The 19,398-nt window shown below is 61.9% G+C and carries 19 protein-coding genes; 5 read left to right on the forward strand and 14 right to left on the reverse strand.

Features of this window, described 5'->3' with window-relative positions; all coding sequences use genetic code 11:
* Positions 1-4: 4 nt before the first annotated feature.
* The 3 genes from gspE to VJ698_RS17350 are packed head-to-tail and all read left to right on the forward strand — an operon-like array spanning position 5 to position 3,538.
* Entirely contained in the window at positions 5-1,432 is a 1,428-nt protein-coding gene (gene gspE, locus VJ698_RS17340) for a type II secretion system ATPase GspE (RefSeq protein ID WP_414691182.1), read from the forward strand.
* 3 nt (positions 1,433-1,435) lie between these two features.
* On the forward strand, positions 1,436-2,656 hold the full coding sequence (gene gspF / locus VJ698_RS17345; RefSeq protein ID WP_324104045.1) for a type II secretion system inner membrane protein GspF: 1,221 nt from the start codon (positions 1,436-1,438) through the stop codon (positions 2,654-2,656).
* 24 nt (positions 2,657-2,680) lie between these two features.
* A complete protein-coding gene (locus VJ698_RS17350) occupies positions 2,681-3,538 on the forward strand; it encodes a type II secretion system protein N (RefSeq protein ID WP_324104046.1) in 858 nt (285 codons plus the stop codon).
* Between the two features lie 70 nt (positions 3,539-3,608).
* Here the strand turns inward: VJ698_RS17350 and VJ698_RS17355 are convergent, their stop codons facing one another.
* From VJ698_RS17355 to dksA, 5 genes are all read right to left on the reverse strand, one after another.
* Complete coding sequence (locus VJ698_RS17355) at positions 3,609-3,806, reverse strand: hypothetical protein (RefSeq protein ID WP_324104047.1); 198 nt, start codon at positions 3,804-3,806, stop codon at positions 3,609-3,611.
* Between the two features lie 44 nt (positions 3,807-3,850).
* Positions 3,851-5,194, reverse strand: a complete 1,344-nt coding sequence (gene hslU / locus VJ698_RS17360) for an ATP-dependent protease ATPase subunit HslU (protein ID WP_324104048.1) — start codon at positions 5,192-5,194, stop codon at positions 3,851-3,853.
* Positions 5,195-5,221: 27 nt separating this feature from the next.
* Complete coding sequence (gene hslV, locus VJ698_RS17365) at positions 5,222-5,758, reverse strand: ATP-dependent protease subunit HslV (protein ID WP_324104049.1); 537 nt, start codon at positions 5,756-5,758, stop codon at positions 5,222-5,224.
* 168 nt (positions 5,759-5,926) lie between these two features.
* Positions 5,927-7,369: an STAS domain-containing protein gene (locus VJ698_RS17370; RefSeq protein ID WP_324104050.1), complete on the reverse strand. Its 1,443-nt coding sequence runs from the start codon at positions 7,367-7,369 to the stop codon at positions 5,927-5,929.
* Between the two features lie 486 nt (positions 7,370-7,855).
* Positions 7,856-8,353 (reverse strand): RNA polymerase-binding protein DksA, encoded by a 498-nt coding sequence (dksA, locus tag VJ698_RS17375; protein WP_324104051.1) that lies wholly within the window; start codon positions 8,351-8,353, stop codon positions 7,856-7,858.
* Between dksA and VJ698_RS17380 the strand changes: the two genes are divergently transcribed.
* Positions 8,292-8,828 (forward strand): hypothetical protein, encoded by a 537-nt coding sequence (locus VJ698_RS17380; RefSeq protein WP_324104104.1) that lies wholly within the window; start codon positions 8,292-8,294, stop codon positions 8,826-8,828. The two genes, dksA and VJ698_RS17380, sit on opposite strands and share 62 nt — an antisense overlap.
* Before the next feature lie 156 nt (positions 8,829-8,984).
* Here the strand turns inward: VJ698_RS17380 and VJ698_RS17385 are convergent, their stop codons facing one another.
* The 6 genes from VJ698_RS17385 to VJ698_RS17410 form a co-directional block, all read right to left on the reverse strand.
* Positions 8,985-10,034: a GTP-binding protein gene (locus VJ698_RS17385; protein ID WP_324104052.1), complete on the reverse strand. Its 1,050-nt coding sequence runs from the start codon at positions 10,032-10,034 to the stop codon at positions 8,985-8,987.
* Positions 10,035-10,049: 15 nt separating this feature from the next.
* On the reverse strand, positions 10,050-10,499 hold the full coding sequence (locus VJ698_RS17390) for a Fur family transcriptional regulator (protein ID WP_324104053.1): 450 nt from the start codon (positions 10,497-10,499) through the stop codon (positions 10,050-10,052).
* Positions 10,500-10,645: 146 nt separating this feature from the next.
* Positions 10,646-11,848, reverse strand: a complete 1,203-nt coding sequence (locus VJ698_RS17395; RefSeq protein ID WP_324104054.1) for a class I SAM-dependent rRNA methyltransferase — start codon at positions 11,846-11,848, stop codon at positions 10,646-10,648.
* Positions 11,849-11,947: 99 nt separating this feature from the next.
* Complete coding sequence (xerC, locus tag VJ698_RS17400; RefSeq protein ID WP_324104055.1) at positions 11,948-12,904, reverse strand: tyrosine recombinase XerC; 957 nt, start codon at positions 12,902-12,904, stop codon at positions 11,948-11,950.
* 14 nt (positions 12,905-12,918) lie between these two features.
* A complete protein-coding gene (locus VJ698_RS17405; protein WP_324104056.1) occupies positions 12,919-13,587 on the reverse strand; it encodes a DUF484 family protein in 669 nt (222 codons plus the stop codon).
* Positions 13,588-13,761: 174 nt separating this feature from the next.
* Positions 13,762-14,784, reverse strand: a complete 1,023-nt coding sequence (locus VJ698_RS17410) for a porin (protein ID WP_324104057.1) — start codon at positions 14,782-14,784, stop codon at positions 13,762-13,764.
* A gap of 330 nt (positions 14,785-15,114) precedes the next feature.
* On the opposite strand from VJ698_RS17410, the gene VJ698_RS17415 reads away from it, so the two are divergent.
* Positions 15,115-16,632 (forward strand): hypothetical protein, encoded by a 1,518-nt coding sequence (locus VJ698_RS17415; RefSeq protein ID WP_324104058.1) that lies wholly within the window; start codon positions 15,115-15,117, stop codon positions 16,630-16,632.
* Between the two features lie 128 nt (positions 16,633-16,760).
* On the opposite strand, the gene dapF is transcribed toward VJ698_RS17415, so the two are convergent.
* The 3 genes from dapF to VJ698_RS17430 are packed head-to-tail and all read right to left on the reverse strand — an operon-like array spanning position 16,761 to position 19,347.
* On the reverse strand, positions 16,761-17,612 hold the full coding sequence (gene dapF / locus VJ698_RS17420) for a diaminopimelate epimerase (protein WP_324104059.1): 852 nt from the start codon (positions 17,610-17,612) through the stop codon (positions 16,761-16,763).
* Between the two features lie 17 nt (positions 17,613-17,629).
* The gene (locus VJ698_RS17425) at positions 17,630-18,496 is read right to left on the reverse strand and encodes a lipid A biosynthesis acyltransferase (RefSeq protein WP_324104060.1); all 867 of its coding nucleotides are present in this window, start codon (positions 18,494-18,496) and stop codon (positions 17,630-17,632) included.
* The gene (locus VJ698_RS17430; protein ID WP_324104103.1) at positions 18,493-19,347 is read right to left on the reverse strand and encodes a lysophospholipid acyltransferase family protein; all 855 of its coding nucleotides are present in this window, start codon (positions 19,345-19,347) and stop codon (positions 18,493-18,495) included. The genes VJ698_RS17425 and VJ698_RS17430 overlap by 4 nt, the downstream gene beginning before the upstream one ends.
* Positions 19,348-19,398 lie beyond the last annotated feature (51 nt).

Here is a 19,398-nt window from a genome sequence, read left to right on the forward strand (position 1 = left end):
CACCATGACCGACGCCCGCCTCCTGCCCTACGCATTCGCCCGCGACCATGCGCTGCTTGCGCGCCGCAGCGAAACGGCCAGCAATGCCGTTGAGGTGTGGGTGTCGGACGCCACCGTTCCTTCCGCAATCGCGGAAGTCAGCCGCCGCTTTGGGCGCGTCAAGCTCAAGTCTTTGCCGCGTGAAGACCTTGAAGCCGCGATCGCCAAAGCCTATGCCAGTTCCGCCGGTGACGCGGCGCAGGTGGTCGACGAAGTCGAATCCGACCTCGACCTGAACAAGCTGATGCTCGACCTGCCGGCCATCGAAGACCTGCTGGAATCGGCCGACGACGCGCCGGTGATCCGCATGATCAACGCGCTGCTCACGCAGGCCGTGCGCGAAGGCGCATCGGACATCCATATCGAGCCTTTCGAGCAGGTTTCCGTCGTGCGCTTTCGCATCGACGGCGCACTGCGCGACATCGTGCGGCCGAAGAAGGCGATCCACGCATCGCTGATCTCGCGCATCAAGATTATGGCGCAGCTCGACATCGCCGAGAAGCGCCTGCCACAGGACGGCCGTATCACGCTGCGCATCGGCGGCAAGCCCGTCGACGTGCGCGTCTCGACCTTGCCCACCGGCCACGGCGAGCGAGCGGTGCTGCGTCTTCTCGACAAGGAAGGCGGACGGCTCGACCTGAGCCATCTCGGCATGAGCGCCGAGGTACAGGCGACATTCGACGAGCTGATCAGTCAGCCGCACGGCATCGTGCTGGTCACCGGGCCGACCGGCTCGGGCAAGACGACCACGCTGTACGCCGCGCTGTCGCAGCTGAATGCACCGCAGACCAATATCCTCACCGTGGAAGACCCGATCGAATACGAGTTGCCGGGCGTTGGCCAGACGCAGGTCAATCCGCGCATCGACATGACCTTCGCGAAGGCACTGCGCGCGATCCTGCGCCAGGACCCGGACATTATCATGATCGGTGAAATCCGCGACCTGGAAACCGCGCAGATCGCCGTGCAGGCCTCGCTCACCGGCCACCTCGTGCTGGCGACGCTGCACACCAACGACTCCGCATCGGCGGTCACGCGTCTGCTCGACATGGGCATCGAGCCTTTCTTGCTGTCATCCTCGCTGCTCGGCGTTGTCGCTCAGCGACTGGTGCGCAAGCTGTGCCCGGTGTGCCGCCGGCATGACGGGCATGAATGGCATGCGGTCGGTTGCGACAAATGCGGCCATACCGGTTACCAGGGGCGCGTTGGCGTGTACGAGTTGCTCGTGACCACCGACGAAATCCGCGCGCAGATCCACGATCGCACTTCGGAAGCGGACATCCGCGTCACGGCGCAGAAAAATGGCATGCGCACGATGCGCGAAGATGGCGAGCGCTGGCTTGCCGACGGCACCACCACGCAGGCCGAATTGCTGCGTGTCACGAAAGAGTAAGCCATGCCGGCATTCCGCTACGAAGCCGTCGATGCCGCAGGCGCCACCAAGAAGGGGGTGGTGAACGCCGACAGCGCGCGCGCCGCGCGCTCCGACCTGCGCTCGCAGGGTCTGGTGCCGATCATGGTGGATGCCATCGCCACCCAGGTCGATGAGCTTGGGCGGGCGAAGAGCCGCGCCTTTGGCGACCGCCTGTCGACCACGGAACTCGCGCTCTTCACGCGCCAGCTTGCCAGCCTGCTGGAAGCCAGCCTGCCGCTGGAGCAGGCCTTCACAGCCCTGCTGGAGCAGGCCGAGCGACCTTATGTGCGCGACCTCGTGGCATCGATCCGGTCGGAACTGATGGGCGGCTCGTCGCTGTCCGATGCGCTTTCACGGCATCCGCGCGATTTCGCCGACATCTACCGCGCGCTGGTCGCCTCCGGCGAGCAGATCGGCCAGTTGTCGCACGTCCTGTCGCGCCTGGCCGACTATATCGAGCGGCGCAATGCGCTGGTGCAAAAGGTGCGGCTCGCTTTCACCTATCCCGCCATCGTGACCGTCGTGGCGTTTTCGATCGTGATCTTCCTGCTTACCTACGTGGTGCCGCAGATCGTGTCGGTGTTCGCCAACACCAAGCAGAAGCTGCCGCTCCTCACGGTGATCATGCTCGCGATTTCCGATTTTGTGCGCAGCTACGGGTGGATCGTGCTGATCGCCGTGATTGGCGCCTTGTTCGCATGGCGCACCGCATTGAAGAATCCGGACGTCAAGTATCGCTGGCACCGCTGGCTGCTCAATGCACCGCTGTATGGCAAGTTCGAGCGCAGTCTGAACACCGCACGCTTCGCCAGCACCCTCGCCATCACGACCGGCTCAGGCGTGCCCATCCTGCGCGCGCTGCAGACCAGCCGCGACACGCTCTCGAATGTCGCCATGCGCGAGCAGGTCGAGGAGGCGACCAGCAGCGTGCGAGAAGGCGTAAGCCTGGCGCGGGCGCTGTCCGCGCACAAGCATTTTCCGCCGATGCTGATCCACATGATCCGCGCCGGCGAAGTGACCGGCGAATTGCCCCAGATGCTGGAACGCGCATCGAATGCGCAGGAACAGGACCTGGAACGGCGCGCGATGACAATCGCCGGCCTGCTTGAACCGGCATTGATCCTGGTGATGGGCGTGGTGGTGTTGCTGATTGTGCTGGCTGTGTTGATGCCGATTATCGAAATCAACCAGCTCGTGCGGTGATAAAACAATGAAAAAAGGAATGTGATGAAGCGCTTGCCGCTTGCTGCGAGTTTCCTGCTGTTCATCGCCTTGTGCGCATCGGCCGCGTATTGGGCGATGCAGCTGTTCAAACCGCCAGTGCGTCCGGTCGCGGCGCCGCCGCGCGCCGCCGTTGCCGATGTGCGTCCGGAAGCGGCGGCATCCCTGTTTGGCGGCCGTTCCGGGCCGACGGCGGTTGCCAGCAATTACCAGCTTCGTGGCGTCATCTTCTCCGGCAGTCCGCACGACAGCGTTGCGATCCTGAGCGTGGATGGCAAGCCGGCGCAGGCAGTGCGGGTCGATGCGGAAGTGGCGCCCGGCGTCAAGATCAAGGAAGTGCACCGCGAATATGTATTGCTGTCCGATGGCGGCGTCACCAAGCGCGTGGACTTGCCGGAAAACGCAAAAGGGCAGGGCGGTCTTGCGATGGCACCTGCACCCACACCTGGCAGGAACGGTGCCGCGCCGAACCAGTCGCCGGCCATCGGCCGTCCTCCGCAACTGACGCCACCTCCCGCAGCGACGCCGGCAGCGCCGGCACCAGCCACACCGACAACAGCGCCGCCGACGGTGGTAGTCAGCCCGCCGCCGTCCCAGGGTACGACGTCGAGTGGTGGTGTCACGGGAAATGCCGCCGCACCTGCCGCGATACCCACACCGGTGCCCGCTATCCCCGCGCAGCCCGTGCCCCAGGGCACCGCCGCTGCACCGGCGACGCCTGGCACAAGCAATCCGCTTCAGTCAGGCACGGCAGTGCCGCTTGCCCCGGCAACGCCGATGTCGCCGCCCCAAAGCTATACCCCCTTCACCGGCCAGGTACCTCCCGGTACTCCCGGCCCGAATACGCCGCTACAGAGTCGTTGATCGCCGTCCAGCCTCAAAGGACCGGCACGGCACACTGAGAGCGCCATCAGCCGACGACGGTGAACCAGCCTCAGTCGCCAGATTCGCCGATCACCTTTTTCAGCAAACGCTGATGCAGTTGACGTTGTGCCGAAGCTGATTTCCGGTGTGATCCGGCAACGCGCTGTTTCGCCGCCAGCGCAATCGGATTGCGCGGCTTGAGCGCCCGTTGCGAGGGTTCGACCCGGATGATCAGCTTCTGACGTTTCGAGAGTGCCTTGTTAGCCATGATGCGAGGTGCAAGGCCGACGGTCACGCCTGCCTTGCCTGGAGTTACAGCACGTAGCGCGACAAGTCTTCGTTGTCGGACAGCGCGCCGAGTTTGTCGTCAACATACGCGGTGTCGATCGCAATGGTCTTGCCCGAGGATTCGCTCGCCGAATACGAGACTTCTTCCAGCAGCTTTTCCATCACGGTATAGAGGCGCCGCGCGCCGATGTTTTCGGTTTTTTCATTCACCGAATAAGCGATTTCCGCCATGCGCTGGATGCCGTCCTGCGTGAACTCGATCTTCACGCCTTCCGTATCCAGCAGGGCTTCATACTGCCGCGTCAGGCAGGCGTCGGTGCTGGTCAGGATGCGCTCGAAGTCAGCGATCGACAGCGATTCCAGTTCGACCCGGATCGGGAAGCGGCCCTGCAGTTCGGGAATCAGGTCGGAGGGCTTCGCCAGGTGGAAGGCGCCCGATGCAATGAACAGGATGTGATCGGTCCTGATCATGCCGTACTTGGTATTGACGGTCGTGCCTTCCACCAGCGGCAGCAGGTCGCGCTGCACACCGGCACGCGAGACGTCGGCGCCGCCGACTTCCGAACGGCTGGCAATCTTGTCGATCTCGTCGAGGAACACGATGCCGTTCTGCTCGACGTTGGCGATCGCCTTCTGCTTCAGGTCGTCGTCATTGATCAGCTTGGCTGCCTCTTCCTCGATCAGCAGCTTCAGCGCCTCCTTGATCTTCACCTTGCGCTTCTTCTTGCGCGTCGCGCCCAGCCCCGAGAACATCGTCTTGATCTGCTCGGTCATTTCCTCCATGCCGGGCGGCGCCATGATTTCCATGTGTGGGCCGGCATCGGCCACTTCAATTTCGATCTCGCGATCATCGAGCGCGCCTTCGCGCAGGCGCTTGCGGAAGGTCTGGCGCGTGGTATTGCCGCTCTGCTCGCCTTCCGACGGGCTGGGCGTGGCGCTGAAGCCGAAGTCGCGCGCCGGCGGCAGCAGGGCGTCGAGGATGCGGTCTTCCGCCGCGTCTTCGGCGCGCGTGCGCACCTTGCGCATTTCCGACTCGCGCGTCTGCTTGATGCCGATGTCGATCAAGTCGCGAATGATGGTATCGACGTCGCGCCCGACATAGCCGACCTCGGTGAACTTGGTCGCTTCGATCTTGATGAAAGGTGCGTCGGCCAGCTTCGCCAGGCGTCGCGCGATTTCGGTCTTGCCCACGCCGGTCGGGCCGATCATCAGAATGTTCTTCGGCGTGATCTCATGGCGCAGCGGTTCCGCCACCTGCTGGCGCCGCCAGCGGTTGCGCAGGGCGATCGCGACCGCGCGCTTGGCGCGCGCCTGGCCGACCACGTGCTTGTCCAGTTCGGAGACAATCTCTTGGGGAGTCATGTTCATGATGGATGGTGGACGCGTCGCGGCGCGTCAGTCGAGGGTTTCGATGGTATGCGACAGATTGGTGTAGATGCACAGTTCGCCGGCAATCGTGAGCGCTTTCTTCACGATCTCGACCGGCGACATCTCGGTGTTTTCCTGCAGGGCCTTGGCAGCGGATTGCGCGTATGCACCGCCGGAGCCAATGGCGCCAATGCCGCTTTCAGGTTCCAGCACGTCGCCGTTGCCCGTGATGATCAGCGTTGATTCACGGTCGGCCACGAGCAGCATTGCCTCGAGGCGGCGCAGGATACGGTCGGTGCGCCAGTCCTTGGCCAGTTCCACCGAGGCGCGCATCAGGTTGCCCTGGTGTTTCTCCAGCTTGGCTTCGAAGCGCTCGATGAGGGTGAATGCATCGGCCGTGCCGCCGGCAAATCCCGCGAGCACCTTGCCTTGGTACAGCTTGCGCACTTTGCGCGCCGTACCTTTCATCACGATATTGCCGAGCGTCACCTGCCCGTCGCCGCCGAGTGCAACGACGTTGCCGCGCCGGACGGACAGGATGGTCGTACCGTGGAATTGTTCCATGCTTGCCTCTGAAGTGAAAGTTGTTGTGCAATCTCACTGCAAATAAGGGCTGGGTGCCGGATTACAAGTAGTGTAGCTGACAGATCGATAATCGCCAGCTTGCGGGAGCGAAACGTCACGTGGGGCCCGGCGCATCTGCGACTGGGCTGACATCTGGATGGAAGGGGATCAGTTCTTGCGCGGGTGGACGCGTACCGCGCCGTTGAGGCCGATCACGCTGAAGAGTTCGGCGACCAGGTGGTTGACCTGATGGAATTCGATGGCCTTGCCGTTGCCGCAGAACGGCGCGAGCCCGGTCAGCAAGCGTCCGGCTGCATTGAAATCGACGCGCGTCACGCGCGAGCAGTCGACAATGGCAGGGCTGTGCTCGTCCGAAAAGGCTGCAATCGCCAGGATCAGGTTATCGATCTTTCCCTGGACCAGCGCCGGCATCATGAAGACATCCGCAGTCCCGGCGGCGCCGGACGGCGCCTCCGCTGCTGCTGTTGTGACCTTGTTGCGCGGCGCGACAAAGGCAGGCGGCGATACTTCGAAGGTGACGCAGTAATCGATGCTGGTTTCCTCGAAATCCTTTTCGCGGTTCAGCAGGCGCAAGATCTCCAGCAGCAGCAGCCAGGAGTCCTCGGTGTCGTCGCGGCGCCCCACTTCCAGAATCGCCCGGATCTTGTCGGCCAGCTCCGGCGCACCGACGAGAATCAGTTCGTGCCCGGATTTCTGCAACCTGTTCAGCGCGCCGAGCAGCAGGCGGCAGCCGGCGGAATCGACTTCGCTCACGCGTGCGAATTCGAGGCGCAATGCGCGATTGCTTTCCGCGAGCTTCTGTATGCGGTCGATCAGTTTGGTGCAGCCTTCGTCGAGTTTGCCGGAGAAGCTGACCATCGGCGTCGACTTCGACGGCGCTGCCGTGTCATGCGCATCCTGTTTGCCAGTGCTGACCCAGGCCGGAGGCGAGGTCTCGAACTTGTTCGCATATTCGATCGACAGCTGTTCGAATTCCATTTGCCTGCCGAGGATCTGGTAGAGGTCGAACAGCATCCACCATGCATTGCGCGTGACGCTGCCGAGATTGTCCTCGGCCACCGCGGCGCGCAACATCTGCTCGACCATGTCCGACTGGCCGTTGGCATACAGGATGGCGGCTTCCTCGACGACTGCCGTGGCTTCGGAAGCAGGTGCGGCGACGTTGTCGACCGCGGTTTCGCCGCCCAGCAGGAATTCAGTGGTCGTGCCGAATTCGTCGGGAGCCGGCTTCGGCGCAGGGGAGGGAGTCGGACTGGCACTTGGCTTCGCTTGACCACGCTGCTTCTGTTGCACTGGCGCTACGGGCTGGGTTCGGGGTGCAACGGTGTGCGGACCGGGAATGGTCGTTTTGCCGAGTTGGGTCGTCGTCACGTTGACGAACTCGGAGGACATTTCCGATTCGATCGCGTCGATTTTCTGCGCAGTCGCCAGTGCGGCCTGCGCATCGCGCCTGGCAGCCTGTGAGCGCCCGGTCGTCTTGCCCGTGTCCGGGCGCGACGAGCTTGCCTGGCGTTTTGCGCGAGAAGCGTCCTTCTCGGCTGGATTTGCCGGCTGCGCCCCCTTCTTGCCGAAAAGCGAAAAAATCCCCACGTTTTCCCTGAGCTGATTATTGTTGGGTTCGCCCGGTGACAGCAGCGGAGCCCGTTTTGTATTTAGACCGTCTATCAAATACTACTGCACCACCAGTCTCGGAACCGCGATGCTCGTCGCCCTTGCAGGACGCGCACTGTCCAATGCGCTGTGTCGTATCACCGTCGAACCGCAAGCTGTTCGATACCTCGGCTACCCCCTCACGTACGACTGCACTTCTTCGTTCGGCCTTGGGCCGCTCGCTGCGTAGGTTGATAGGCGCTTTTAAAGGTAACACAAATCTCGCACGGACTTGTCATTACAACGGCTGGGTGAGGGTTTGTCAAACGTTGTGGATTTTTCCACTACAGGGAAGGACGAATTGTGTGTCGCAGGCTGCCGCGCGGAACGCGGATTACGTGCCCGTAAAAGCAAACAAGCGTACGTTGCGATGCATCGTACGCTTGTTTCGAATGGGACAAGCCCGGCTGCCCGGGCCTCGGAGGATCAATCCCCGTACAGCTTCTGCTTGAGTTCGCGGCGTTGCTGCGCTTCTAGCGACAAGGTCGCGGTCGGACGTGCCAGCAGGCGCGGAATGCCGATCGGTTCGCCGGTTTCTTCGCACCAGCCATATTCGCCGGCGTCGATGCTGGCAATCGACTGTTGCACCTTCTTCAGCAGCTTGCGTTCGCGGTCACGCGTGCGCAGTTCCAGTGCATGCTCTTCCTCAATCGTGGCGCGGTCGGCAGGATCGGGCACCAGCACGGTTTCGCGCAGATGCTCGGTCGTTTCACCTGCGTTCTTCAGCAGTTCCCGCTCCAGCGCTTGCAGTCGCGCCTTGAAGAAGGCCAGCTGCGCTTCATTCATGTAGTCCTTGTCGCTCATCTTGAGGATTTCCTCTTCGGTCAACAAGGTGCCGTCAGCAGGTGCGGCAGGGGTCGGTTTGGTTGTTTTGGTAGCCACTTCGCTTACTTTCGAAACTACGGATTTTTCCATTTTATCCATTAATCCGGCACTTGCATTGTTACCGCTCATAGAAGGACCGGATGCCTCCTTGGAACCCGGAGCCGAGGCTGTAGTGCGTGATGCCGGCTTCGACTCCGCTGCTCCCCTGGCCGCCGTCGGGGGGGTGCTTTCGAAGGTTGCGCGTACTGGTGCAGCTGCCGCTTCCTTCGTCACCGTATCCCGCGAGGCGGATTTTTCCGCCGGCGTGGCGGCGGATTTTACACTGCTTTTTACCGTAGGTTTGCCCGGTTTGGCAATCGGCTTTGTTGCAGCCGTGGTGGTCTTCGAAACTGTCTCGGACGCGTTAGTGGTGGTTTTCGGTTTGCTGGCAGCCGTTTTGGTCGCAGGCTTGCTGGTGGAGGCAGTGGAGCTCTTGCTCTTTGTCGCGGCAGTTCCCGCTGCTCCCTTGGCGCTCTTGGCCGCTGCGCTTTTTGTGGTGGACCTTGTACCGGTTGCGCTCATGGTTTCCTCGTAAAAAAAACCGCTCGACCTCTCGACCACCCGCCTGAAATCCGCTCAACACCCCCGCTTTCGTGCGGGCTCGAATCGTGTCGGGCGGTGCGTGCGACAATTTTTCACGCATATTGCCAAACGACTACCTCCGCTGCTTGAACCTGGATCAAACATTAGTTTATACCAAACACTGTTCCAGTCCGCGAATAAAAGTTTCGGCTGGAAGATTTTTCCCGATGAACACCATTTTGCTGCCGCGCGGCTCGTCTTCCGGCCATTTCGCGCCGATATCGGTCCCCATCATCTGGTGCACGCCCTGGAACAGAACCTTGCGATCCGCGCCATCCATCCACAGCACACCCTTGTAGCGCATCATGCGCGGGCCGAACACCTGCACCAGTCCGCCGAGGAATTCATCCAGCCTGGCGGTATCGAACGGCCGGTCGCTCCTGAACACGAAAGCCGCGATATCGTCAGAGTGGCGCGAATGATGGTGGTCGTGATGCTCGTGGTGGCCATGCTCATGGCCGCAATGTTCGCCGCATTCGTGATGACCGTGCTCATGCTCTTCGGCAGCGAGGAAGTCCGGATCGATTTCGAGCTTGTCGTTCAGGTTGAAGCCGCGCAGGTCGAACACTTCGCCAATCGGCACCTGGCCGAAATCGGCCTTGCTGACCGGCGCGCGCGGATTGATGCGCTTCAGGCGCGCCACCAGCGTATCGACTTCATCGCTGCTGACGAGATCGGTTTTCGACAGCAACAGTTTGTCTGCAAATCCGACCTGCCGCTGCGCTTCCTCATGTTCGTCCAGTTGCTGCATCGCGTGGCGGGCATCGACGACGGTGATGATGGCATCGAGCATGTAATGCGATGCGACTTCGTCGTCCATGAAAAAGGTCTGCGCTACGGGGCCGGGGTTGGCCAGGCCGGTGGTTTCGATGACGATATGGTCGAAGCTCAGCTCACCCGCATCGCGCTTTTGCGCCAGTGCGCCGAGCGCGAGGATCAGGTCGCCGCGCACGGTACAGCAGACGCAGCCGTTGCTCATCTCGACGATCTGTTCGTTGCTTTCCTGGACTAGGATCTCGTTGTCGATGTTCTCTTGCCCGAATTCGTTCTCGATCACCGCGATCTTGTGGCCGTGCGGCTCGCGCAGGATGCGGTTGAGCAGGGTGGTTTTCCCGGCGCCGAGGAAGCCGGTCAGTATGGTGGCGGGTACCAGTTTCATGTGCTTGCTTGTCTATCAATGGGCGCACTCGGCGCACCATCCTTTAATGGTGAATTCAATATCGTGGCTCTGGAAGCCTTTTCCAAGTGTCTCGTGTAAGGCATCCTGCAGCATCCCCGCCTGGCCGATGCTGTCCAGGCAGAACACCTTCGCGCAGCGGGTGCATTTGAAGTGGCCGTGCTGGACATGCTTGTCCTGTTGCGTCGTGCCATGCTCGGCGCCCGCGCTATAGCGGAACACACGGTCGTCGCTGGCGATCTTGTGCGCCAGCCCGGCGTCGGTCAGGCAGTCGAGTGCGCGGTACAGCGTGACGCGGTCCATGTCGGCGAAGGCGTCCTGCACGTCTTGATGGCTGACGGCGCGCTGCGCGTCGAGCAAGGCCGCCAGCACCTTCACCCGGGCAGCGGTAATGCGTACCGCCGCGCCACGCAGTTGGGCTTCCGCGAGCGCCATGGAATCCGGCATGTTTTTTCTGGATGCCGCCGCGCTTTGTGCGGCCGGCCTGGCTTTGCTGCTCATTGAAACGATGCAATGAAAAACATGAGCCGGAGATTATGACCCAGTTTCGTAATCCAGCTGAAAAAATTGACGATGATGCAATTTAAATGCTGTCAGGGTTTGTGCAACATCAAACCCTTCAGATACTCGCCCTCGGGGAAACTGGTCGTCATGGGATGATCTGCGCCGGCGGACAGGCGCTTGAGGATGTGGGCATCCACCTTTGCATCGTTGGCAGCGCCAGCCACGATCTTCTGGAACAGGTCGGCGCTGATCGCGCCCGAGCAGGAATAGGTGAACAGGTAGCCGCCCTCGCGCAGCAGCTGGAAGCCGAGCAGGTTGATGTCCTTGTAGGCGCGCGCGGCGCGATCAACATGATCCGGCGACGATGCGAACTTCGGCGGATCGAGCACGATCAGGTCGAAGGACTTGCCTTGCTCGCGCAAGGAGCGCAGCGTCTTGAAGACATCGGCGTCCCACCATTCGGCCCGGGACGTGTCGAAGCCGTTGAGCTCCATGTTGCGCTTCCCGACCGCCAGCGCCTCGCCCGAGGAATCGATCGAGATCACGCTCTTTGCTCCGCCCTTCAGCGCTGCCAGCGAGAAGCCGCCGGTGTAGCAGAAACAGTTCAGCACGTCGCGCCCCGCGGCATGCTCCATGACCAGCCTGCGGTTGTCGCGCTGGTCGATATAGAAGCCGGTCTTGTGACCGGTCTTGATGTCGACCGCATAGCGCACGCCGTTTTCCGTTACCGGCGTTTCCGCACCGGGCTCGTCGCCGGCCAGCACGCCGGTCACCAGCGGCAGTCCCTCGCGTTCGCGCACCGACGCGTCCGAGCGTTCGTAGACATTCGGGCAGCCGGTTTCTGTGACCAGCGCCTGCACGATCGCAACTTTCCACGCCTCGACGCCGGCCGACTGGAACTGGCAGACCAGCCAGCCCTGCTTTCCGCCGTACCAGTCGACGACGAGCCCGGGAAATCCATCCGCCTCGCCGAAGATGACACGGATCGCATCCGTGTCGCGCACGCTCGCCATGCGATAGACAATCGCCTTCTTCACGCGGCGCTTGATCAGCGCATGGTCGATCGGTTCATTCTCGTTGAAGCTCCAGACGCGTGCCCGGATCTGCGATTTCGGGCTGAATGCGGCGCGCGCCAGGAATTGCCCGGATGAAGATTGCACCAGCGCCGTCGCGCCAGGCTTGTTCTTTTCTTCCGGTTTGCCCTCGATGCGGTCGATCGCGGTCGGAAAGATCCAAGGATGACGGCGCAACAGGCTTTTTTCCTTGCCGGGCTTGAGGGTGATGGTAAGCATGAGGTAAGTCCAGGATAGAGGATGTCCACGGAAAACACGGAAGGCGCGGAAATTTTCATAGAATCATTTTTCCGTGTCTTCCGTGCTTTCCGAGGATTACTAAGTTTTTTTCTTCGCGCGCGGATGGGCGGCATCATACACCTCCGCGAGACGCTGGAAGTCGAGCGAGGTGTAGATCTGCGTGGCGGCAATCGACGCATGGCCGAGCATTTCCTGCACCGCGCGCAGGTCGCCGGAGGATTGCAGCACATGCGATGCAAAGGAATGGCGCAGCACGTGCGGATGCACGTGGGTCGGGATGCCGAGTGCCTGCGCGTGCGACCTTAGCCTCAGCTGGATGATGCGCGACGACACGCGCGTGCCGCGTCCGGTCAGGAACAGCGGATGCGGATCCGCTTTGACGAGCGTGTCGCGCACCGCCAGCCAGGCCGCGATTGCCTGCAGCGCGGGCTGGCCGACCGGCACCTTGCGCTGCTTGCCGCCCTTGCCGGTGACGCTCACTTCCGCTTCGTCGAAGTCGATCCAGCCAGCCGATGCGTAATTGCCTTCCTTGACGAAGCGCACATCGAGGCCGGTCAGCTCTGACACGCGCAGGCCGCTCGAATAGAGCAATTCGAACATCGCACGGTTGCAGAGCTGGTCGGGCGAGTTGGCATCGCGGCCGGGGCTGCCTTCCGCCACGACGCGCACTGCGTCATCTGCCGAGAGCGCTTTGGGAAGTGGCTTGCTGCGCTTCGGCGCCTTCACGCCTTCCACGGGGTTGGCTGGCAGGATTTCCTGTTCGGACAGCCACTCGAAGAATCCGCGCCAGGCGGACAATTTGCGCGCAATGGAGCGCGCATTCAGGCCTTTAGCATGAAGCTGCGCAGCGAATTTGCGGACATGAAAATGCGAGAGGGTGGCGAGCGCAGGCTTGTCGGAAAGCGCGTCCGTCATTGCGACCAGTTCCAGCAGGTCGCGCCGGTAATTGCTGACGGTGTGCGGCGAAAGCTTGCGCTGCGTTTCCAGGCTATCGAGATAGCTTGCAATGCGGGCGTGATTGGTTGCGGCGGTCACGCTGGGGATGCTGTTTAGTCAAGCAGGCAGGTCATCGCTGCGCTGGCGGTCTCGCCGATCTTCGAGAGGTAGTCGGTTGCCATGTCGGCCGTAAAACGATGGGGCTCAGGTGAGCCCAGCACCAGCAGGCCGAAAGCTTGTGGAGCATCGATGGTGCGCAGCGGCAGCATGGCGATCGACTGGATGGATTCGGCATCGTCGATCCAGGACGCCGCTTCGAAAGCCTGGTTCGGGCCGCAGTAGGGCGCCGTCAATCCGTTGCAGAAAATCCTGGCATCCTCGGAGACTTCCGAAGCGAACCAGGTATGGGAATATTCCTCGGCCACGCCCCAGATGCGCACGGTGGCATGCGGCACCGCGAAGATCGTCCGCAGGCCGTTGATCAGGGTGTGCGGCATGTCGACATCATTGCGCGCCAGCAGCAGCGAACGCGTCCACTGCAGGAACTTCTGCGTGATGGCGTCGTTTTCCTGTGCGATGCGCAGCAGTTCCGCCAGCCGCAGTTCCAGCGACTTGATCTTGTCGCGCAGGACTTCCATCTGCCGCTCCTGCAGCGAAACGGTGCGTCCGGCCACGGGGCTGGTGAGTTTCACCCGTGCCAGCAGCTCGCTGTGTTCCTCGAAAAATTCAGGATTGTCCGACAGGTAGTCGGCGATGGCGGCGGAGTCCAGATATTGGGTCATGTGTGTCGGTGAATGATGGCGGGCACAATCAGCCGTGATTTTAACCGACAACCTTCCGCGTGCGTCGCCAATATTGATGCGCTGCAAATACTGCAAAAAAACAGGGCCGCATGGGCGGCCCTGCGATGAGTCGTCGGCAAGCCGTCCGCGGCATGCCGCGGACGGCGCTTCTACTCAGAACAAGTGGCGAATGCCGATGTTGAATGCCTTGTCGCCGGTACCGGCCTCGGTCGCGTTGCCAACTGTGAACGCGGCGCCGTTGTCGTTCGTGATCCGCGCGTACGAGGTGTACAGATTGGTACGCTTGGAAACCGCATGCGTGTAGCCGAGCGCCCACTGACGCGCGTCGCGGTTCAGGGCCGACCTGTCATCGCGGCGGATGTAGGACGCGAGAACCTTGCCCGGGCCGATCGGTGCGCTGGCGCCGATCATGTACTCGCGATTGTCGGCAGCGCCGAAACCGCGATCCTTCTGGAACGCTGCATGGACCGCCGCAACACCGAAGTCCCATTTGCCGCCGATCATCGAATTGCGCTGGTTGTCGGCTCCGGTCGGGTCTTCCGAGCGCTGGTGGACCAGTTTGATGACTGCCGGGCCGTTGGCATAGCCGATTGCCGCGCCCCACTGGCGATTTGCCTTGTTATTGCCAGGAACTTCACCGAATCCGTAAGCGAGCTCGCCGTTGAATCCGCTCCAGTCGGGCGAGGTGTACTTGATCGCGTTGTTCATGCGAATGCCGCTCGGACTACCGGCGGGGCCACCTGCCGGTCCGCCTGGGAACAGGTTTTCGATATTGCCGGCGAGACCGGTGCCGAACGGGTCCACCTGATCGAGGGCGGTGTGCAAAGGCGTGTATTGGCGGCCGAACAGCAGGTTCCCCCAATGGCTGCCCACGCCGACATACGCCTGGCGTCCGAACAGGACTCCGCCCTGGCCGGACGTCCCCGAGTCAACATTGAAGCCCGCCTCCAGCACGAACTTCGCGGACAACCCGCCGCCCAGGTCTTCATTGCCTTTGAATCCCAGCCGCGAACCGTTCTGCACGCCACTGGTCAATTTCGTCACGTTTCCCGCCGGGCCACCACGCTCGTTCACAATGCCGGCATCGACGATACCGTAAATGGTGGTGGACGTCTGAGCGGAAGCGGCGCTCGCAATGGCGCCAAGTACAGCAAGTACGATGAGTGACTTTTTCATTTTGCTCTGTCCTTTTTAAAAAGTTTGCTGAATATCCGCATGAACCGGATAAGCCAACAGTAAGTGCTAGTCCAAGCAAAGTGGACAGAGTGGTTACAGAGCTTGCAACTGCTTGACCAAAACGGGAAAAGCCGTGGTTGATTGTGGTTTTTTTGTTACGTTTTTCGCTGGAAATTCAATTATCTTCAGGCAATTTCTTTCAATTTACATCAATTATCGAGAAGAACATCTATTTTGTGTTTTGGCTATCGGGGTTTGACCTGCCTCAGCCGTTAACTGCCTTTTCTACGGAATACTGGGTAAGGGTAGTTTCAAAATTGACAATGTCACATGGCGAATCGCGAGGAATTATTGATTATCCGCGCCGCGCGCGCCGGTCAGGCGGCGGCACAGTTGAAGTTGGGAAAGCGTTACCTTTTCGGCGGTTCGGGGCTGCCCAAGAGCCTCGCGACGGCGCTCTACTGGCTGGATCGTGCCGCGCAGCAAGATGAGCAGGATGCATGGCTCCTGATCGGGCGCCACGTTCCCTACGAGACTGTCCGGCAGGCAACGCATCCGTCCAAGCTCTACGTCTGGTACGAACGGGCCTTTGATGCCGGGGTGGCACAAGCCGGCCTGGTGCTCGCCAAGCTGGTGCTGGGGCAAGTTGATGGAGCGGTCAGTGAGGCGATGCGCGAAAAGGCGATGCGCGCATTGCATGCGGCGGCGCAGGCCGGGATCGCCGAGGCGCAGTGGCTGCTTGCGCAATCGATCGGCCATGGCGATGGGGTTGCCATGGATCAGGCGAGGCCCGAGGATGACACGCATCGTGCAGCCGATGACAAGGCCATGCGCGAATGGGCGGTGCGTGCGGCCAATAGCGGCGTGGTCGACGCGCAATATGCGCTGGCCGAACACGCGTGGGCAAGCGGAAATCGCGACGAGTTTCTGCGCTGGGCGCATCCGCTTGCCGAGCGTGTTGTCGATCGTGCCGACGCGGCGACGCTCGCATCCAGGAACGACATCAGCATCGTGACGCGCTGTGCCCAGGCGCTATTCGATTCCGGTGCGTTCAGGGCCGACATTCCGCGTTTCCTGGAGTTCGCCTCACAGGCCGGCGACAGCGGCGCGCAACGTTCGCTGGGGCTCTGGATGGCCCGCATGGATGTGAGCGGCAAGCGCATGGACGCCATTCCCGGGCCGGCGAATTACAAGAAGGCAATCCGTTGGCTGCAAGCGGCTGGCCAGCAGGGCGAGGCCGATGCCTGGTTCGCGCTTTCGCGGATTTTTCTCAAACCGGAATGCTCGCAGCGCAACCTGACGGATGCACGACGCTACCTGGAACGGGCCGCTCAGGCGGGATGCGGCGCGGCGCAGATGGAGTTGGGGCTCCAGTTGTGGCGTCATCGGCGCGAGGATGGCTTGAACGATGTGCAGGCTTTGGCATGGTTGCAGAAGGCTCAGTCGCAAGGCATCGCGGAAGCGCAGCCACTGATCGACAGGATCGCAACCCGCCCGGAACCCGAGCCATGGGCTCAGACCCTCCTGGGCAGCCTTACGCGCGAGATGTCCGACCTGTATCCGCAGCTTGCCGCACGTATTGAACTGGCCGCGCTATTCGGACTGTCGCGCACGGAGGCGCTGCTGATCGACCCGAAAACCGCAGACCATGGACATTGCCTCGTGGTGGATATCCGCGCCCAGCATCCGCACAGCAAGCGCAGGCTGATCCAGGTTCGGAATGCCGGCGACCGCCGGGCGCTGGATCGGCTCGTCGCGATATTCGAGCATGTCGCCAGCGGCCCTGACGGACCGGAGGGAAATTACCGGCAGCGTCTCTATCGCTTGAAGATGCTTGAACACCGCTGACTGCGGCCATCTACCCAAGACCGAAAGCAGGGGGAGCGGCAGCGCCATGCCGCGTTGGTGCCGTATTGGTGTTTATGCCCGACGGCCGGACATCAGACCGTGCGTCAGATCTCGCATCAAATCTCGCATCAAATCTCGATTTCGCCCTCGAATACGCTGACGGCCGGACCGGTCATCATTACCGGTGAGCCATTGCCGGCCCAGGCAATCGAAAGTTCGCCGCCGCGCGTCGTTACCTTGACCGGGGAATCGAGCAGGCCGCGGCGAATGCCGGCGACGACAGCCGCGCAGGCACCGGTGCCGCAGGCGAGCGTTTCGCCGGCGCCGCGTTCGAAGACCCGCAACTTGATCTGCCGACGATCGATGATCTGCATGAAGCCCGCATTGACCCGCTTCGGAAAGCGCGGATGATGCTCGATCACGGGGCCGTCGCGCTCCACCGGCGCGCCGTCGGCATCGTCGACCACCTGTACCGCGTGCGGATTGCCCATCGAGACGACCGAAACCCAGATGGTGTTCCCGTTGATGTCCAGCGGCCAAAGGGTGTCCTCGCCTTCGCGCCAGCCTTGCACGCCGGTCGCGTCGAAGGGCACGCGTTCCGGTTCGAGTACGGGAGCGCCCATGTCGACGGTAATACGGCCATCCGCTTCCAGCGTCGGTTCGATCACGCCTGCCATGGTCTCGACCCGGATCGCGCGCTTGCTGGTCAGGCCCTTGTCCGTGACGAACTTGACGAAGGCGCGCGCACCGTTGCCGCATTGCTCGACTTCGCCGCCGTCCGCGTTATAGATGCGATAGCGGAAATCCACGCCGGCCGTGCGCGGTTTCTCCACCACCAGCATCTGGTCCGCGCCCACGCCGAAGCGGCGGTCGGCAAGCAGCTTCCATTGCGCCGGCGTGAAGTCGATGTGCTGATTGATGGCATCGATGACGACGAAATCATTGCCGGCACCGTGCATTTTGGTGAATTTGAGTTTCATGCGGAAATTATATCGGTTCAACCATAAAAGCCCGGTTCGCCTTCTGGCCTGGTCTTGAATCGTTTGTGCGCCCAGAAATATTCTTCGGGGTTTTCGAGGACGCGCTCTTCAATGAAGGCGTTCACGCGGCGCGTCGCGGCGCCAATGTCTTTGCCGGGGAAATCTTCCCAGGCCGGATAGAACCGGATCTTCCAGCCCTTGTAGTTCGGCAGAAAGGTTGCAATGACGGGAATGACCTTGGCGCTGGTGGCAGCGGCAAGCCGTGCCGGCGCCGTCAGCGTGGCGGCCGGTACGCCGAAAAAGGGCACGAATTCCGCGTCCTTCGCGCCGAAATCCATATCGGGCAGCATGAAGAACGGCAGCCCCTCACGCATGGCGCGGATGATCGGCTTGACGCCTTCGCCGCGCGAGAAGATCTTGACCGGACGAAAACGCGAGCGTCCCTTGCGCAGCGCTTCGTCGAACGCCTTGTTTTGCTGCTTCGTATAGATCGAGCACGCCGATGTTTCCATTGCGATCGACACGCCGGCCACGTCGAGGCAAACGAAATGTGGGCAGAGCAGGATGGTCGGGCCGGCGTGCATGGCTGCCAGCGGCATCTCGGGCTCGACGCGGATGAGGCGTTTCAGCCGCGCCTCCGACGCCCACCACAGCACGGAACGCTCGAGCACGCTGCGGGCATAGGCCTGGAAATGCTTTTTTGCGATCCGCGCCCGCTCTGCTTCGGAAAGATGCGGCAGGCACAGGCGCAGGTTGGTCAGCGCGATCTTGCGCCGGGAGGAGACAAGCGCGAACAGCAGCGATCCGACGGCCTCACCGAGTCGGCCGAGTAGCGGCAATGGCAGCCAATGCAGCAGCCACATGAATCCAAGAACGAATCTCATTTGCTTCCTGTAGGGACGGGCGGCGCGGCGACGCCTTCCGGCACCTTGTAGCGGTTATAGCTCCAGAAGTACTGGGCAGGGCAGCGCGCAATCAGTTTTTCCATGGCGGTGTTGATGGCACGCGCCTGTTGTTCGGGTGTTTCGCCCATCGGTTCTTCGAACGGGATGAAACGTATCAGGAAACCCGCGCCGTGCGGCAGGCGTTCGGCGTAGGTCAGGAGGATGGGCGCGCCGGACAGCTGGTGCATCTTGGCCGGCAGGGTCATGGTATAGGCAGGTTTGCCGAAGAAATCGGCCCACACGCCTTCGCCATTCTGCGGCACCTGGTCGGGCAGCACGCCGATCGGCCCGCCCGCGCGCAGGACCTTCAGCAGGGTGCGCACGCCGGACAGCGTCGCCGGTGCCAGTCGCAGATCGCCGCGGGCGCGCGCGCCCTCGATCAGCGGCTTCAATGCGCTCTTGCGCGGCGGGCGATACATGACCGTCAGGGGTGTTTTTGTCGCCACATACTGCGCGGTGATTTCAAAGCATCCGAGATGCGGCGTGAGGAACACGATGCCGAGCTTGGCATCGATGGCATCCTGTACCAGTTGCCAGTTCTCGATCCGGACGGACTTGAGAACGCGGTCCTGCGGCGCGCACCAGATGAATGGCAGCTCGAGGATGTTTTTCCCCGCCTCGCAAATTGCCGACGATAAATGGTTGCCAAAACCCGCACGGGTCATGTTGTCTTTGAGCCGGCGGCGATAGGAAGGGGCGGCGAGGTAGACCAGCCAGCCCAGCGCCGACCCAAGAGCATGCAATGCTGACAATGGCAGGACTGACAGCAGGCGGAAAAGAGTGACGAGCATCAAAAAGCGATGAGAAATTTGGCGATTTTTTTCCAGACGCGTAAAATAACA

It is taken from the genome of Noviherbaspirillum sp. (assembly GCF_035254685.1).
Taxonomy (GTDB): Bacteria; Pseudomonadota; Gammaproteobacteria; order Burkholderiales; family Burkholderiaceae_D; genus Noviherbaspirillum.